The following is a 17,032-nucleotide window of genomic DNA, read 5'->3' as shown; positions in this document are numbered from 1 at the left end:
TCCGAACCGCTTACGTTTTTTTATGCCGCTAGCTTCTCAAAAAGCTATGGCCGCCGAAGTTGTTTTTATCGCGAATTAATATTTTCATTGGAAACGGAAGCTGCTGGCCCTCCACGTAACCATAGGATGGATTCATCACTTTAGGAGACTTGTCGATTAAATATTTATTTAAATGCGATTCGTCATGCCAAATGGCATTGATCCCATTATTCATATCCGTTCTAATATTGTCATCCAGAACACGAATGAGATTCGTATAGTGCTCCGTTAGGCCGCCGTTCAACCCACCCATAAAGTAGTAGCTTCCTGCGCCCTCCGGAATATAGGCTAAGCTTTGTTGATTTTTCTCAAAATCAAGCTCGTGGCGCGCTTTATTGTAGAAGCCTGGATGCTGGACCGCAACGATGCCCTCGTGAATAGGCAATATTTCTTCCCTTACAACATCAACGAATTGCATATTGGCATTAAAGAAAAATACAAAATCACATTCCTGCTGCAGCTGATGCACCACGTTTCTAAACATCGCATATCGCAGCAGCGTATTGCCCGGCCATCCAAGATTATCCTGAGGAATCTTCAAAATGTTCGATCTCTCTTCATCAACGATGTGGTCGGCATCTGTGAATACATAATAGTTTTTCTGGTAGCCCGGCAAGAAATAAGCTTCGGCGCTCCGATAAAAGTTTTCCCAGAAAATACTGTATTTCCCTGTGCATATATAAAGAATCCCGATTCGAGATCCGGCTACACTCGCAATTTCTGCTTCACTCGGCATTTGTGTAGTCAGATAAGGGGATGCATTTGCGCTTTCTGGCTGTGCTTGCGAGAGGACAGCACCTTGATTGGTCATATAAGACTCTTGATGCGCATCCTCAAAACCTTTAGAATGCCCTTCTCTATACCCTTGCTCATAACCTGTGTGAAACGGTCCGCTTCTTTTTCTCCCTCTTGCAACGCTTCTCAACCCTTTTTTTAATGTTTTACCTCGCCGTTTCCCTTTTTTTACACCATATTTGTTTTTGCGGCTGCTTAATTTCCCGCCGGCTTTCAACGTTTTTTTTACGCTCGTTTTTTTAATAGCTGTACTTTTTTTTCGTTTCGTCAGCATGCTGCCGTCCTCCTAAACTTGAAATTATATATTATTAGCCTTAATGATCGGAGGAGCTACAATAGGGAAGCCTTCCGAATACTGGTTTTTGTCGGCCTGCGTTAAAGGACGAACATAACGCTGCTCCAGTCCCCATGCCTTATAGGCATATTTTGTCGTCATCCGGTGCAGCTTGCCCTGTATAATCTGGTACATTTCGCCGTCTTGCGTTTTTACTAAACTGCCTTCAGCGAAATTGGTTGTGAGCGCCGATAATGCAGCTATTCTCTGCTGCAGCACTGCAATCGAAATGTCTCCTCCTATCGGCCAGTTCCATAAATCAAGCTGCGGCAATCTTACTGCATCCACATGCATTAAGTCTGAAGACCGCACGATATATCGATATCCATTTTCTACCCAATAGACATTCGAATCGGTTCCTTTAACAACGATATGGCTAGGGTAAAAGTTTGTTCCTGTTCTCTTTTCATTAGGCGATGCCGAATTCATTACCGCCTCCAGCCTGCTGATCTGATCCCAGTCGCCCCATTTTTCACGAAAAAAAGCGTTATTAAGCAAGGAAGCATCCAGAAACGAACGCATCGTCACACTGCCATAATGATGGATGAATGTATCCTCCGCAATTACTAGATCGAGACCAAGCAATTGTATCCGAAGATAAAAGTCTACATCCTCGCAGGTCCCAATGACATATCCCTCATCCATATACCCGACTCTTTGAAGCACCTCTCTGGATAAAAGCAAGCAAAAGCCCATTATGGCATTCGTTTTTCTCCATCGTACCGGGTTAATATGATTGTAATTTTGGGCAAACTGCTGCATTTCTTTCATGTTTTTGTAGCTGACATCAATCTTTTGATCATTCGACAAATAATTGGTTACCGGACCAACAAGACCAATCGATGGGTTGCTGTTCAAGCACGACAATAAATTCGACAGCCAGTTTTTCGTCACGATCGTATCATTGTTAAGAATGAGAATCGACGTACCTTTTGCCATCATCAGGCCTTGATTGACACCACCGGAAAAACCTAAGTTCTCTTGAAAAATTTTATAGCGCAATCGCCCTGCCCGCGACTTTAAATAGGCAGCCGTTCCGTCCGTTGAGCCATTATCAATAATGATGATTTCATAAGATTGCGGCGTATATTTATGAATGCTCTCTATACAATTTCGTAAATAGTTCAACTGGTTATAGGTTGGAATAATAATGCTTGTGCCTTCAAAAGGCTGCTGATAGCTTGCTGCTCCACTCGCCTTGCCATCCCGATAACCAGCTGCATAGCTCGCTTGAAAGTTGGTTCGCTTTATTTTACGGACTGCTTTTATACGCCTGCGCGGATATCGCTTGCGCATCTCGATTCACCTCCCACGATCTTGTTTAGCTATCATGATGGAAAGACGATTTGAAGCAGCTGGCTGAGCCGCTTCTCGTAGGTATGCTGCTCCAGCGTTTTTATAAATCCTCTTAATGCGATTTGGTTCCTCTTTTGCTCGTCCTGCAGGTAATATGCAATTTTATCAGCCAGCTCATTTGGTGAAGAGTACGTTTCAAGCTCAGTTCCCGGTACATAAAAATCGCTTAAATCCTGACGAACATCTGTAAGCTGAAATGCTCCGGCAGCCGCAATTTCATACGTACGAGGGTTGATCGACAAGCCGGGAAGGTTGCGGCTATTTTTGTTATGCACCTTGTCGTCATGGGAACGATGAATATTGATGACAATCTTGGCGCCATTGTAATAGCTCGCTGCCTCTTCTGAGCTGATCCATGAAATGCGGATGCCTTTGCTTAGGCTTTTGTAACGCTTAAGCCTTTTCCAGAACAAGCCGATAATTCTTGTATCGCGCTGTGCTAGTGCAGGAGCAATTCGATCTATTAATCTGACTCTGTTATGAAAGGCATTCCCAATAAAGCAAATATCGCTTTGATAATGAGAGGGTACATATTTAGGCTTATACACGGCTGGGTTAACTGCCAGCGGCAAATAATGAACCTGACAGCCGAGCTGCCGATAGATTGGAATAGCAGCCAGCTCATGGGTAAATAACCATTCATACTGCGGGGCAATGACCGTTGTTACATCGGTTACATAAGGCTCATCGACGAGCCATATTGCTGTTTTAACACCGATCGAACGAATGCCTTTGATTTGGTGGACTGGCACCTGAGTGCCATGCAGTACCAGCACTAAATCCGGTCTTCTCCTGCTTGCCAGATCAATAAGATTATCCGATGGAGATGCGATGATCAGCTCGCTGACCATACCTCTGAGAGCATCCGTAACCGCCTGATCCATATCTGGAAAAGGGCCTCTTAATCCCGCGCGAACATATAATACTCGCAGAGATCGAAGCACGCTTGCAGGCCGCGGTATTTTCTGAATTAACGCCTCACAGGTACCCACATGGTAACCATGTTTCCAGCCAGATTCGCGTCCCGCATCCCACTCGTTTGCTGCTGAATTGTTTATTTTCCGTTTCTGCTTCAGAAGTATCTCACCTCTTTCTGTAACGAATACTCTTTATACATTTCTAATTAGTGCCTGCTCCAACAAATCTATGCTTCGATCCCATTCCCACTTCTTTACCGTCTCGCTCCCGCCAGCTCTTAGGTGTTCGCGCAGAGACTTGTCTGCTATCAAACTTTGTACTGCATTCGCTGCTGCTCTAATGTCATTTGGAATGACCAAACTATTATAATGATTGACCAGATATTCATCCGTCCCCGTTACATCAGCAACGACTGGAACTCCTCCGCAAGCCATCATCTCAAGTGGAGGATAGAGGAAGCTTTCAACCCTGCTCATTTTGAGCAAAATATCACAGCTAGAGTAAATATGCTTCATCGTTTCATAGGATACACTCTCAAAGAAGCGGTCACAGCGCCAAGATGCAGCGGGACGCCCCGACGAGCTGACACACCAAACCTCACAGTTCAAATCCCGCACTGCCGTAAAAGCATCGCTCATTCCTTTGTAAGGAACGTTAATAGGTCCCTCCAGCAATACTCTAACCTTGCTGCTTTTTGGTGCAAGCGGCTCTGCCTCATACATAAGTGAGGTATCGAGTCCGTTAGGGATATAGATCGCTTGCTTATTAAACGTACGCTGCAGCCAGCGCTGCAGCCAGCCTGCCATCGTCAGAAACGTAAAATCATTCGTTTTGTACGTTTGATAGGCCAGCTTCGATTGCTCCGACGATGGCGAATAAAATCTGGATTCATCCGATTGAATGAAATAAAAGCGTTTCTTTGCTTCTATTCTTCTTGCAGCGCCGAGTGTAGCCCAAAAGGTCGCAATCACAATATCACGATCCGCAGGAGCGCGGGATTCTGTGACGATGGGCACCTCAACAGGATGCCAGCTAACCTGCGTATTTCCATCCATGGAAACTAATACGACATCATAACCGCGCTGCTTCAAGCGGTTGGCATGCTGAAGAATAACCGCTACGCCACCGGAAATGGAGCATCCTGGGATGACGTATGCAATTTTCGGCTTACAGACGCCGCCTACTACAGCAATCCAGCGGCCGTCACGATAGCCGTCTTTCCATCCAGCTTTGTAGCCTTCTGACTGGCTGCTTATCGATCCTGCCCGCCAATCTTTCCTTCCATTTTTGACCAAGCTGCTTTTTCTACCAATTCTCCTTTTTGGCTTCAGCATCATCTTAGGTCGGACCTTAAGATTTTTGAATTTCATAATCTTTTTTCCTTCCCTTATATCTGTAATGGCGGTATACTTGGTGACTCTATGCATTCAACCCTATCTCATAATATGTTTGATCCTTTTTACCGCCACGGCGTCTGTTACCATGAAGTTTCATCGCTCCTAATCGTTGCAAAAAAATAGACTGGGACACAGGTAATGTCGCAGTCTAGCTGGCCTACTATTCTGTTTTCTCATCCGCTAGACGCAATCCCGCTTTCTGCAGCGAAGCGAACGTACCCGCATCATGCCACCACCCTTTCAAGATGCTGTGCTTGAGCGCCCCCCTCGCCGCATAAAAGTTGTTTACATCGGTAATTTCAAGCTCCCCTCTCCCCGAAGGGCGCAGTGTCTTAATTACATTAAAAACATCAGCGTTGTACATATAAATACCCGTTACACAATAATTAGAGCCGGGATTCGAAGGTTTCTCCTCAATGGATACAATACGCCCGCCTTCAATTCTCGGAACGCCAAATCTTTCTGGATCAGCTACTCTCTTAAGTAATACCTTCGCCTCTTCCGATGATGCTTCAAAAGAAACCATATATTCAGATAATGAATCCTCGAACAAATTGTCTCCGAGCAGAACGACAAATTTTTCATCCGCAGATACGAACCCAGCTGCCAAAGCTAATGCCTCAGCAACACCGCCAAACTGATCCTGCACTCTAAAAACGAGATTAACGCCCCATTCGTGGCCGCTCCCCAAAAAATCAACATACAAGCCTGCTGATTGTTTTCCTATAACGAGCAAAATATCTTTAATCCCTGCATCCGCCAGCTTTTTAATCGCATAATATATCATAGGATGCTTTCCGACTGGCAATAGATGCTTATTCATAAATTTCGTTAGCGGATAAAGTCTCGTGCCTGACCCGCCAGCCAGTATAACGCCTTTCATCCAGCAGTCCACCTCCCCTCACTCTACTGAAACTCCCTTATAAGTATATGAATTTAAAAGATTTAAGAGTGGATGGATAACCACATGCGCTAAGATTTGGACGTTGTTGATCAAAAATCATGACGATAAAGGGGCTTGTACGGCTGCCTTTTTTAAGAAGGACAAGCTTCAAATCTATATTTTATTAATAAACTAGATTTAGAGAGACATTCAAAACTAGAGGTGATGCAATTGATTCGAAAAGCGATTATTCCTGCCGCAGGCTATGGAATTCGCAATTTACCCATAACCAAGGCTATACCCAAAGAATTGTTTCCCATTGGAAACAGACCCGCAATCGACTATGTAGTTAAAGAAGCAATCGATGCAGGAATTACCGACATTTTAATTATATTATCTCGCAATAAGACAGAAATTATGAACTATTTTGACCGTTCGATGGAGCTGGAGGCTCATTTGCGTACGATTCACAAAGAAAGCATGCTGCCTATCATTGCTCCCGCCAAAGTCAATATTCAATATATTCGTCAATATGAAGCACTCGGTCTTGGTCATGCCGTTTCGCTTGGACAATCATTTGCTGCAAACGAGCCCTTTGCTGTTCTGCTGCCGGATCAAATAAACCTGTATCAAAACTCTTTACTCCTACCATTGATTCGAAACTACGAGAAGCACAGAACCAATGTCATTGGACTGCAATCGGTTGACCCCAAGCTGTTGTCCCAATACGGCGTGGCGTCTGCTGTTCAAGTTCAGCGCCGAATTTACGAGGTCGCTTCCATAGTAGAGAAGCCAGCATATGATCCTCCGTCCCAGCTCGCGGTCATGGGCAGATATATTCTTGAACCTGGCATTTTCGAATTATTAAAAACAACGAAACCCGGAATAGGCGGAGAGATTCAATTAACCGATGCTTTAAATCAGATGGGCATGACACGCAAAGCAATCGGATATGTATACAAGGAACGCTGGTACGATACGAGCATCGAGCATGACTACTTGAAAATTCAACAGCGTGCATACCAGCTCCATAAAAAGCAAAAGCAATAAAGCAAAAAATAAGGATAGGCCGCTGCCATCCTTATTTTTGTTTGCTGGTCTGATTGACTATTCTTCGGTATTGATTCGTCTGCGCAATTTTTTTGGCACGAAGCAATCGAATCGTTTTTTTCGTAACCTTCCATGTATGCATTGTTTGATTGGATCTTCTAATTGCTGCAAAATGGCTGGGACTTGTGAAAGCCAGCTTATAGCCTTTTTTGATGCTGTCCTTCTGAAACCTCATATCCGTTCCCTTCCGAAGATGTTTGAAAGAAACGTCCGGATACAGCTTTTTTTTGAACAGCATCGTCGCTCCTGCTACTCTATTTTTACTAGGCATCGTTGCAAGCATCAGCCTTGAAGAATGCTTAAAGTACATATAAAACTTATTTTTCCCTATCAAATCCGCTTCCGTTTTTTCAAGTCGCAGCATCGCCTCAGTCAAATAATTCGGAGCGTAATAATCATCATCGTCGAATTTGGCTATAATCTCATATTGGGCTTTGCTAATGCCGTAATTTAAGCATTTCCCAAGCGACCATTTGGCCGGCAGCTTGTATATCGATACATTTCCAAAGCTGCTGGCCTGTTTTTTGTAAAGTTCAATGTTCATGCCATCGTTATTGAGCAGCACGATCATCTCCTTCACCCTCCACTGCTGACGCTTGAAGTTAGTGAATAGATTTTGCATAAAGAGGGGTTTATTCGTTGCTGTAACTATGGTTACACCTGAGGTCATCCTCCCCTGACCGGAAAAATGCTCCTTATCCATGCCGGCTGCATCGTGCCTCCTTACTCGGTCATAAACAGCTAGTGATACTCTCATGATCCGCCGCCTCCGAGCGTGACGATTCTTGATTTGCCCGTAATCCCTTTGACTACATTTCGGGTGTCATATACAAACGGAGCATGCTCCAAAACAAGTTCCAGCTGCAAAGAAGTATGATCGGTAGCAATGATAACGCAATCTGTATTTGAAAGTGTTTCTGCGCTTAGCTCCAAGCTAACAAGCTTATGCTCATCTACTTGCAGCGATGGTACGTATGGATCATGGTAAACTACATCCGCACCTTTTAGATGCAGACTTTGAATCAAACCAATAGCCGCTGATTCCCTGTAATCAGCTATATCTGGCTTATAGGCTACTCCATATATCATAATTCTCGTTTCCGAGAGCGCTTTAGGCGCCAAATAATGTTCAAGCTGCTGTGTAATATATAGCGGCATTCCATCATTAATTGTATTTGAAATGTGAATAAAATCAGAAGTAATGCCATACTGCTTCAGCTTCCATGCTAAATACGAGGGATCCACCGGAATACAGTGACCGCCAATTCCAGGCCCGGGATAAAACGTGTTGTATCCAAACGGCTTCGTACTGGCTGCCTCGATAATTTCCCAGACATTCAAATGGATTGCATCGCATATTAATGCCATTTCATTAATGAAAGAAATGTTGACCAGTCGATAAGCATTTTCCAATATTTTTGTCATCTCCGCTGTATCCGTGGAGGAAACGGGATGCACACGAATAAAAATTTGATTGTATAATTCCTTCACTCGCTCCAAGCAGCCGGGCGTTACGCCGCTAATTACCTTTGGAATACTTTCTACATCAAAATGTTTATTTCCAGGATCTACCCGTTCAGGCGAGTAGGCAATATGATAGTCTATCCCTGCGTTAAGCCCGGTTTGATTCAAAACAGGTAGGAGCACTTCTCTTGTAGTGCCCGGGTAAGTTGAGCTTTCTAATATGACTAGCTGCTGCCGCTTAAGTCTACTGCTGATTTGTTTGGCCGCTTGCGTCAAATAGCTCAAATCAGGCGTTCCATGCGCAGTTAAAGGCGTTGGCACACAAATAACGATCGCTTCAGCTGCATCCATTAGATGATACTCATTTGAAACGGTAAAGCGGTCAGATAAATTCGCTTCTTGTATATCCTGATCCTTAATTTCGTTTATATAGCTTTTTCCTAATTGAATCGACTCTACTTTTCTTCTATCCAAATCAATTCCGACAACGTTAAACCCCTTACGAACAAAAAGCAGAGCAAGTGGCAGACCCACATAACCAAGCCCCACAATAGCTACCGTTCTCTGCTTTTCAATCGCGTTATGATTATGCAAATCGCTCATATTCTAATCTCTCGCCTTCTCTCTAGTAATTTTTAATCAGCTTAGATAGTATATGAAACAACTTATTAATAGTTTGGACAGTTTGGATACAAAATGCTGCCACCGTGATCACAGTCCAATTTTCCACTTCCCTTGCATTCGCCTTATACCTTCCTTTCAAATGCCGCATATGCTATCGATAATCTGCAGCAAGCAAATGCTTCGAGAGGGGTAACGATATGGCTGGAAAATACCGCAAGCGCAGCAGACATTTTGACGTCATTATGATGTCTGACTTTAGATTGCCGGGTGGAACAACCTCATCCAACGTAGAAGAAATGAAAGCTCAAAAAAGAGCAGGTTTAACAACAGGGCTGATTCACATGTCCGGCCAGCCAAGAAGCAAAACCAGTACAATTAACCCCAAAATCAAGCGTATGGTCGATGGGCGGAGCATTCGAATGCTGAATACAACCGCCAGAGCTACCTGTGAAACTCTAATTATTAGACATCCGCGAATTCTTCATGTGAGAAGAAGATATAAACCGAACGTATCGGCAAAGAGAATACACGTCATCGTCAATCAAACCCCAAGAAAGGATTATGGCAGATACGGCCGGTTAGTTTATAACATTAGTCGCTGCGAGCAGCGGGTCAAACAATTTTTCGGAAAATCCAGCACATGGCATCCAATCGGCCCTCAAGTGAGAAAAACGCTTTATAAGCACCATGCAGGTGATTTGAAGAACATTAAATTGGCTTCTGCAGATTGGGTCAACATCATTAATACGAGGGAATGGAGACGGAAAAACCGTCCTTCTCACAGAGGCGTGATCAAAATAGGCAGACACTCCAGAGATGCTTATGTGAAATGGCCTTCCAATCGAACGGATCTTCTAAAAATTTATCCCGCTTCATCAAAATATGAAATACACATTCTTGGCGGTGCCAGAACACCGCGTCGGATATTAGGAAAGCTGCCTCAAAATTGGCATGTGCTTGGATTTGGAAAACGCTCGCCAAAGTCTTTTTTGGCAGGACTCGACGTCTTTGTTTACTATACACATCCCAATTGTGTCGAAGCGTTTGGCCGCGTTATTTTTGAGGCAATGGCTGCTGGCGTGCCGGTTATTCTTCCCCCAAGCTACAAGGAGCTTTTTGGTGAAGCCGCAATTTATGCTGAACCTTCCAATGTAACGAATGAAATCGATCGGTTGATGTCAAGCTCCGAACTTTACGAGAGGCAAGTGAGAAGAGCGATTCAATATGTTGAAGCAAACTTTGGTTACACAAAGCATCGTGCAAGATTAAATAAATAAGAATGCAAAAAAATGCACCTAGGCTAACGGGTGCATTTTTTTCATTTCAATTGAGGCATATCTCAATACGAACGACGACGTTTTTTGCGGATAGGCTTCCTTAGCTTGCGCCGAGCTCTTCTCTTTTTCACCGTAAAGTTTCGATGTTTTATCCGATCTGGTTCGTCCGCGTAATACGGAGTTGGTTGATCCATCACATCCGTACTGAACGCTTCTGAATGAAAATACCCATTTGAAAGCAAAAATGGATTTTCAACTTCAGAATTGTCATAGTAGTGCATGCGAAACTTTCCTCTCGTTTGATCTGCAATCATTTCTCCGCTAGTGAAGTGACTATAGCTCCAGGTTGAGCTCGCCGCTGTATAACGTTCTATTTCTATCCATTCATTTCTATATTCTTCGATTAATTCTCCGTATAGCTGCCCCTTCTCATGCTCGATCCATGAGATTGCCAGCTCAAAATCATTGGATATTCGAATGGAGCGCAGCGGTCTATTACCAATGGAATACGTATAAGGAGCAGTTTTTGATATATCCCATCTCTCCATAAGGTTGCTGTGAGAGACCTGATAACCCGCATCACGCAAGGAAAAGACACCATCAAAGAGTGTGTGCGATTGATCCAGCCATCCTTGATCGATAAAATTATGGATCGCCCGATCATAATAACAATTATTTTCACTAAGCTTGAGCCAGCATTTCAGGAAGCTTTCCGTAACAGCATGACGTTTAAAGCTCATAAAGCTTGAATCATAGATCCCGTTTTTCCTAACATCAGTCAACCAGTCCAAATCCAGAAACTCTGGATCAATGACTTTTCCAATCAAAGTAATAGGATGCTGATTGAAACCGTCTGCAAGCTCTTCAAATGGCGAAATGACCCATGTATCCGCATCCAAGTAATGGATAGCTATCTCATTCGTATACTTTTTGTATATATAGTTCACCAATAAAGCCTTGCAAGCCCGCTGTGCTTCTTGAAGAGTGTACTGGAAAAAAAACTTTTTCATATTGGAATATGCATCCGTATCTTTCATGAGCACGACCTCATCAAAATAAGGACAGCCAAAAGCGGCATTAGGCATAGTTTCCTCCATCACACCAATGATAACCTTGCCAATAGGCATATGTTTCTTAATGGATTTGGCCATCATTATCGCTTTGGCTGTATGCTCTGCATGTATAACCGTACCAAAAATCATAATGCCTCTCCCAATCTAGCTATAACTAGTCTATTATCATTCATGGCAGTACGACCATCTCCTCTCCTGTCATATCCTATGATTGCCTTGTTTCATAGGAAACCCTAGTATCCGTCTAAATATAGGGTGAAGATTATCTGATAGTTTTACCCATTGCCATTCCAAAATAAAAACGGCTCAGAGATTGAAATCCTCCAGCCGTTTCTGTATTTTCATTACGATTACCTGCCCTTTAGTCGTAAATCATGCGCCTATCTTTGATGCTTTTGCTCTTCATCTTATTTTCTACAGTCTGGGCTGGAAAAATTCGTTCGACCATCGCATTAAATTCTGCAATATAGCCTTGTATAGGATGCCCAAGCTTCACATCATTCATATACGCATTCATCCGCCCAACAAAATCAGGATTAGCTGACACATATACATGTTCAATGCTCGGATTTAATTGCTTCACTTTACTCGCAATTTGTTCCTTTACTTGCGCCGTAAGCATATGGTTTCCTGTAGACAGAGTGCTCATGCGCCGGCTAATCTCCACGCCCTCTTTTCCCATATACCCACTATTTGTTCGACTTAGCATTTTGGATTCAACCTTAGGCTGAATCTCATCTAATGAAACAGCGACGTATGCGTTATGGTCGGTTATCATCACATATGAAGATTTGACTACACCTAAATCTGTGATCTCCTTAGCCATTTTTTCATTCATTTGCATTCTATAATTTTTATGTGAGCCAATGAGGTTATTGCTGTTTAGCCTGCGTCCATTTACTCTATTTTTCTCATTCATTTGGTCATCGGCGAATCGTTTATTTTTTAATAAATTTCCATTTGCATCATAACGGATACTGTTCGAGCGGATGTCTTTATTTCCAAGCTCACCGTGATTTTCCATGCAGCCTGCCAGCATTGTGCTTAGCAGCACACCTGCAGACAAAGCAACGATTTGTTTGCGCATTTAGCCATCCTCCAACTTGTTTTGTTTAGGCACCGGACCCTTCCTTAGCGTTCGCCTTTTCGGGACTCGCTATTCATTGCATTGACAAAGCAAAAGGGATGAAGTAAATTAGTATCAGATACTAGTACTTGGTACTAATTTTGAGAGGAAGTGTGCATTGTATGGACAAAATAAAACCATCTGCCATTCAATCGAATGCCGTCATTACCGCAATAGGCACTTACGTTCCTGAACGGATTTTAACAAACACAGATATGGAGAAGCTTGTGGACACGAGCGATGAATGGATCATGCAGCGAACCGGCATCAAGGAGCGTCATATCGCCTCCGACAGTCAGTTCACCAGCGATCTATGCTTTGAAGCTATTCATAATATGATTGAACGCTACGGCGTAAGCGTGACTGATGTTGACTACATTATCGTGGCTACTTCTACCCCAGATGCCGTCTTCCCAAGCGTAGCTTCTCAGGTACAGTCGCACTTCAACATCAGCCATGCTGGTGCAGCTGATATTCAAGCAGCCTGTGCTGGTTTTGCCGCTGCCATTCAATTAGCGAATGGCTTGTTGTTATCTGGAGCGCATCGCAAAATTTTAGTGCTTGGCGCAGAAACGTTATCCAAAATTACGGACTATACAGACCGTACGACCTGTATTTTGTTTGGCGACGGGGCTGGCGCAATTCTTATGGAAGCTTCGCATGACGGACATGGCGATATCGAAGCAGTATATACCAAAACAGATGGTGCCCGTGGTCATCTGCTTTATCGCAGCAGTTTAGCATCCGCAATTGGTGAGCATGATATACAAACGAACGGTTTAATCGTGCAAAATGGCCGGGAAGTATATCGCTGGGCGATTAGTCATGTAGCTGAAGGTGTTCAGCAGCTATTGGAGAAGAGCGGATATACACCGGCAGAAATCAATTGGTTTATTCCTCATAGCGCTAATATGCGAATTATAGAATCGCTTTGCGAAAGAACAGGCTTCTCACTTGAACAAACCTTATCGAGTATAAAACAATATGGCAACACATCTGCTGCATCCATTCCGCTTGCCCTAGACGAGGCTGTGAAATCCGGCTTCGTTGAGCCTGGACATCTTTTACTCCTATACGGCTTTGGAGGCGGATTAACTCAAGCTGGCGTCGTTCTTCGCTGGTCCTTCTAGAACATGCTAAACAGCCCTATACTCCATCGATTACATTCCGCTTGGAACCGATGGTGTAGAGGGCTGTTTTTCTACAGCCATTTAGGGTTGACTCTCGTATGCTGCTTGGTGTCCATCTTCAAAACCCGTTGCAAACCCTGTGTTATAGCCGTCATTAAAGGTTTGCCCAAGTCCAGCTCGTTCGGTTTCCTTATGGGCAAATCGTTTCCTCGGTACTTGTTTTCTACGTTGTAGTGTTTTTTTGCTTGTCGTATTTCTTCTTGCTGTCCGTTTGCGAGGGCTTAGTGCACTTTCACTTTTCCGTGTTTTGCTCTTACTGTTCAACAATCCCCTCTCCCCCTGACCAATGAACGCCATAGATAGGCAGCTCAGGCTGAAGCCATGGCTTCGTTGGATTACCCTTCCGTTTTATCCGTCTATGCCAAGCAAGGCTTGTTACCGATTCAGCAATCGTTTCCTGTAGTGCGGTAAGCGATCTTACATTGTCCCGGAGGAGCTTAACTGTTCCTTGTGAAGCGTCAGACACATCAGCGATACTTTCTAATATACGGGCAAGCGCGCCTTGGCTTCTAGCAAGCGAGGCTAAAAAAGCCGCTCTTGCCTCTCGTTCAGATCCCAAGGTCTCCATCAGTTTTTGTCACCAAAGGTGAAGCCCTTGCCCAGCGAAGGCAATGAATCACCATAACTCTCTGACATTTCTTCCTCTTGCTGCAGCACGGCCTTCATAATAGACACGATCCCTTGATTAAGCTTCGCTATTCCATCGATCATCTCAATCACCTGATCATGCATTTGAATAGATTGGCCTAGCTGCGTTTGGTGCGAATTAAAGGTGTGGCTATGCACATGATTACATATCCAGCCTCGCATCTTCTCTGCCTCAGCCGCTTTGGCTTCCAGCATAATTGCTATATTCCATTGCATATTAGCTGTTGAGCTAAGCATTCGCATATAGGCTTGATCACGATCCATTGCAAGCTAGGCCTCCTTATTTGCTCTCTATTCTTCCCCGTCTGCTTCCTTAAGCTCACGCACGACATAGGTAAGTTGAGTAGCAATCGTTTCTTGAAAATCTGCGATACTATTCAAATATGCAACGATATTCTGACCCACCGCTTGCGTATTTTCCAGAATGCCAGATAAACCTCCTAAATTCGGATGCTCGTCTGGAAGCGCCTGCACGATCTCGGATAAGCGAACCGTTACATGCCGTTCTGCTTCTAGCATTCGTGCCATTTGTACATTGCCGTGAGACATATGCTGCATAATTTCCGTAATTGTAGCTTGCATCGCACTTTCCCTCCTTGCTCCTACATCATATGCGTGCTCCGCAGCAGTGGATACTTCCCTTTTGTTACAATGCTTGACGAAGCGTAATCGGTGCGATCAAGGGCAAGCCATCGGGAATCATACGAAGCTCTGCTTCGGAAAGCTTCTCTTTATGCCCAAGCTGCAAACCCCAGCCATCGGCAGCAAGGCGACTCATAATAATACGTTTCTTGCCATTCTCAAGATAGAAGCTGCTTCCGTTCTCACTTGCATAAATGCTGCCATTTTGGAGTTCGTTGCTATCACCGTAATATAGCGAGCCTTTACGTGAAATGACTACATCCACCTCGATAGGCTCACCGATCGGCCAACGACACAAGTCAAGCTGAGATACGCGTTTAACTGGCTGCTCCCATAAGCCATGAATGGGCCGTCTAACGCTGTCCTCTATCCAATAAATTGTTTCTCCAAAACCTTTTACGACCATTTGCTGCGGATAAAACACCGACTCCCCAAGCTTCGGTCTAATGCTCGCTTCCCATTCAGGAAGCTTGGCTTGACGTTCAAAGTCAGTTCCCTCTCGGTCCAAAAACTTCTCATCCAAGCCGCTCCATTTGTTCATAAAATAATGCTTGGATTCAAGCGCCTCGGACTCTCTAGCGTTGTACTCCGCCAGCTCCTTATCATTTCGTTCGGCATGAATGTAGGCGTCGCGCGCGTAAACCAATGAATATCCTTGCAATCTCACTCGCAAGCCATAATCTTCTGCTTCAAACGGCGACTCTTGGCAGCCTTCATCGAGAAAGCCCACTTTCTCCAGCAGCTCGCGCCGAAAGAGCAGGCATCTGCTAGCTAACCGCTCTGTTTGATGCCATTTCGATGAATCACTAGCATTATTTAATCTCGCAAGTTCATGCATATCTTCCATATCAACATAATGAAATTCCATCTTTTGTTTGCCAGTCAGTCCGATAGAGACAGGGCCTACCATTCCGATGCCAGCATCGCTATTCAAGCATATTAATAGATTGTCGAGCCAATTTCCAGTCGGTCGCATCCCATTGTTTAGCAGCAAAATAGTCGTCCCTTTAGCCATCATTAAACCTTTATTAGCAGCGCCTGTGAAGCCTGCCGACTTTGCTAAAATACGATACCGCACTTGGCCGTCTAGTTGTCGTAAATAATGCTCGATGCCATCTGAAGATCCATTATCTATAACGATGATTTCATAAGGCAAATCGGTATGATCCATAATGCCTTCGATACATGCTTTTACCGATTCAACCTCATTATGACTGGGAATGATTATGCTAGTTCCTTCGAAATATGAATCATAGCTTTCAATGCCAGCTTTCAATCCTTCCTCATAGCCTTCATTCATACCCAGCCTATATCTCTCTACTCTTTTTTCCGCTGTATTGCGCAAGCTAACATTGTTTTTGAGACGTCGGACCGGTCTTTTTTTGCGTCTCATCGATAACCTCTCCAATCCGTCATTTGATCTTTTTTACATCAACATCATATAGTATGTTTTGAAGAGATATCTGCAACGGCAAGTGTACTGCTTATCAAGGAATGAGTATAAAATGCTGCGACAACAAAATGCTAGAGTTGTCTTATAATTGTGTATAAAAAGAGACTGCCCTCGGTATTTTACACCTTCAGGCAATCTCCTTTTCAATTCGTCTTATCCTTTACCGATAGCAATCCAGTTGAGATGGCCAATTGGCTCTTGACTGATGCGTGTACGAATGATGAGAATAACTGCATGAGCCGCAGCTTTCGAATGAACTACAGCATAGCAGGCCGGGTTGTCAGTCGTTACGGTTAGCACGTAATAATTATCCACGAACGGCTCATCAAATGGAATGATAAGCTCTACTTGTTCTGCTTGCGCAGCAAAGCTGTAAGGTGCAAGCCCAAATTGCTGCTTTACTATGCCTTGGCTCGCATTAGTAATTACAGGTGCAAATTGCAGTGCTGAAAGACCAATGGATTGCTCTTGAATATGCCTTCCAGTAATTGAGCCATCTGCAACCTGATCTACTTGATTTACTGCTGAACCCTCTACATTGCTCAGCAATAATCCAGGTGCCAACAAATCTGCAGTAATGCTTCCCGGAACAATTTGTTCCGTTCCTACGCTGCCTAGAGCGAGCTTCGCTGAGGTTACGCTTCCGTCCGCCAGCTGTTCCGCACCTACGCTGCCAAACGCTAGCTTCGTCGTTGTCACGCTT

18 protein-coding genes are annotated in these 17,032 nt (G+C 44.0%); 3 read left to right on the top strand and 15 right to left on the bottom strand.

Annotated features, from left to right (window positions below; all coding sequences use genetic code 11):
• Positions 1-28 precede the first annotated feature (28 nt).
• From ACIFSR_RS26840 to ACIFSR_RS26820, 5 genes are all read right to left on the bottom strand, one after another.
• A complete protein-coding gene (locus tag ACIFSR_RS26840; protein WP_430061225.1) occupies positions 29-1,108 on the bottom strand; it encodes a family 6 glucosyltransferase in 1,080 nt (359 codons plus the stop codon).
• A 24-nt stretch (positions 1,109-1,132) separates the two neighbouring features.
• On the bottom strand, positions 1,133-2,464 hold the full coding sequence (locus tag ACIFSR_RS26835) for a glycosyltransferase family 2 protein (protein WP_339204050.1): 1,332 nt from the start codon (positions 2,462-2,464) through the stop codon (positions 1,133-1,135).
• Positions 2,465-2,496: 32 nt separating this feature from the next.
• The gene (locus tag ACIFSR_RS26830; protein WP_339204051.1) at positions 2,497-3,408 is read right to left on the bottom strand and encodes a CgeB family protein; all 912 of its coding nucleotides are present in this window, start codon (positions 3,406-3,408) and stop codon (positions 2,497-2,499) included.
• A 225-nt stretch (positions 3,409-3,633) separates the two neighbouring features.
• Entirely contained in the window at positions 3,634-4,812 is a 1,179-nt protein-coding gene (locus ACIFSR_RS26825; RefSeq protein ID WP_339204052.1) for a glycosyltransferase family 4 protein, read from the bottom strand.
• Positions 4,813-4,999: 187 nt separating this feature from the next.
• Positions 5,000-5,722: a sugar phosphate nucleotidyltransferase gene (locus ACIFSR_RS26820; RefSeq protein WP_339204053.1), complete on the bottom strand. Its 723-nt coding sequence runs from the start codon at positions 5,720-5,722 to the stop codon at positions 5,000-5,002.
• 231 nt (positions 5,723-5,953) lie between these two features.
• Between ACIFSR_RS26820 and ACIFSR_RS26815 the strand changes: the two genes are divergently transcribed.
• Positions 5,954-6,772 carry a UTP--glucose-1-phosphate uridylyltransferase gene (locus tag ACIFSR_RS26815; RefSeq protein WP_430061222.1) on the top strand — a complete coding sequence of 273 codons (819 nt, stop codon included), beginning with the start codon at positions 5,954-5,956 and terminating at the stop codon, positions 6,770-6,772.
• A 31-nt stretch (positions 6,773-6,803) separates the two neighbouring features.
• Here ACIFSR_RS26815 and ACIFSR_RS26810 read toward each other — a convergent pair whose 3' ends face one another.
• Both ACIFSR_RS26810 and ACIFSR_RS26805 read right to left on the bottom strand, forming a co-directional pair.
• A complete protein-coding gene (locus tag ACIFSR_RS26810; protein ID WP_430061220.1) occupies positions 6,804-7,589 on the bottom strand; it encodes a glycosyltransferase in 786 nt (261 codons plus the stop codon).
• Positions 7,586-8,899 carry a nucleotide sugar dehydrogenase gene (locus tag ACIFSR_RS26805; protein WP_430061218.1) on the bottom strand — a complete coding sequence of 438 codons (1,314 nt, stop codon included), beginning with the start codon at positions 8,897-8,899 and terminating at the stop codon, positions 7,586-7,588. The genes ACIFSR_RS26810 and ACIFSR_RS26805 overlap by 4 nt, the downstream gene beginning before the upstream one ends.
• Positions 8,900-9,117: 218 nt before the next feature.
• On the opposite strand from ACIFSR_RS26805, the gene ACIFSR_RS26800 reads away from it, so the two are divergent.
• Positions 9,118-10,197 (top strand): glycosyltransferase, encoded by a 1,080-nt coding sequence (locus tag ACIFSR_RS26800; RefSeq protein ID WP_430061217.1) that lies wholly within the window; start codon positions 9,118-9,120, stop codon positions 10,195-10,197.
• Positions 10,198-10,259: 62 nt separating this feature from the next.
• Here the strand turns inward: ACIFSR_RS26800 and ACIFSR_RS26795 are convergent, their stop codons facing one another.
• A complete protein-coding gene (locus tag ACIFSR_RS26795) occupies positions 10,260-11,399 on the bottom strand; it encodes a hypothetical protein (protein WP_430061215.1) in 1,140 nt (379 codons plus the stop codon).
• A 232-nt stretch (positions 11,400-11,631) separates the two neighbouring features.
• Positions 11,632-12,357: a YhcN/YlaJ family sporulation lipoprotein gene (locus tag ACIFSR_RS26790; RefSeq protein ID WP_339204060.1), complete on the bottom strand. Its 726-nt coding sequence runs from the start codon at positions 12,355-12,357 to the stop codon at positions 11,632-11,634.
• A gap of 161 nt (positions 12,358-12,518) precedes the next feature.
• Here ACIFSR_RS26790 and ACIFSR_RS26785 point away from each other — a divergent pair, with 161 nt between their 5' ends.
• Positions 12,519-13,526, top strand: a complete 1,008-nt coding sequence (locus ACIFSR_RS26785) for a ketoacyl-ACP synthase III (protein WP_430061213.1) — start codon at positions 12,519-12,521, stop codon at positions 13,524-13,526.
• A gap of 81 nt (positions 13,527-13,607) precedes the next feature.
• On the opposite strand, the gene ACIFSR_RS26780 is transcribed toward ACIFSR_RS26785, so the two are convergent.
• From ACIFSR_RS26780 to ACIFSR_RS26755, 6 genes are all read right to left on the bottom strand, one after another.
• Positions 13,608-13,853 (bottom strand): hypothetical protein, encoded by a 246-nt coding sequence (locus ACIFSR_RS26780; RefSeq protein ID WP_339204062.1) that lies wholly within the window; start codon positions 13,851-13,853, stop codon positions 13,608-13,610.
• A complete protein-coding gene (locus tag ACIFSR_RS26775) occupies positions 13,840-14,154 on the bottom strand; it encodes a hypothetical protein (RefSeq protein ID WP_339204063.1) in 315 nt (104 codons plus the stop codon). The genes ACIFSR_RS26780 and ACIFSR_RS26775 overlap by 14 nt, the downstream gene beginning before the upstream one ends.
• Complete coding sequence (locus tag ACIFSR_RS26770) at positions 14,154-14,498, bottom strand: restriction endonuclease subunit S (RefSeq protein ID WP_339204064.1); 345 nt, start codon at positions 14,496-14,498, stop codon at positions 14,154-14,156. Before ACIFSR_RS26770 ends, ACIFSR_RS26775 begins: the two co-directional genes overlap by 1 nt.
• 27 nt (positions 14,499-14,525) lie before the next feature.
• Positions 14,526-14,816, bottom strand: a complete 291-nt coding sequence (locus ACIFSR_RS26765) for a nucleoside-diphosphate sugar epimerase (protein ID WP_430061211.1) — start codon at positions 14,814-14,816, stop codon at positions 14,526-14,528.
• Positions 14,817-14,880: 64 nt separating this feature from the next.
• Positions 14,881-16,269 carry a glycosyltransferase family 2 protein gene (locus tag ACIFSR_RS26760; protein WP_430061209.1) on the bottom strand — a complete coding sequence of 463 codons (1,389 nt, stop codon included), beginning with the start codon at positions 16,267-16,269 and terminating at the stop codon, positions 14,881-14,883.
• A 213-nt stretch (positions 16,270-16,482) separates the two neighbouring features.
• Positions 16,483-17,032: WIAG-tail domain (locus ACIFSR_RS26755; protein WP_430061207.1), on the bottom strand; the 550-nt coding region annotated here is incomplete at its 5' end.

This window comes from Paenibacillus sp. NRS-1760, from assembly GCF_050467785.1.
Taxonomy (GTDB): Bacteria; Bacillota; Bacilli; order Paenibacillales; family Paenibacillaceae; genus Pristimantibacillus.
The sequence above is the reverse complement of the archived record's forward strand: the minus strand, read 5'-3'. Positions and strand labels throughout refer to the sequence as shown.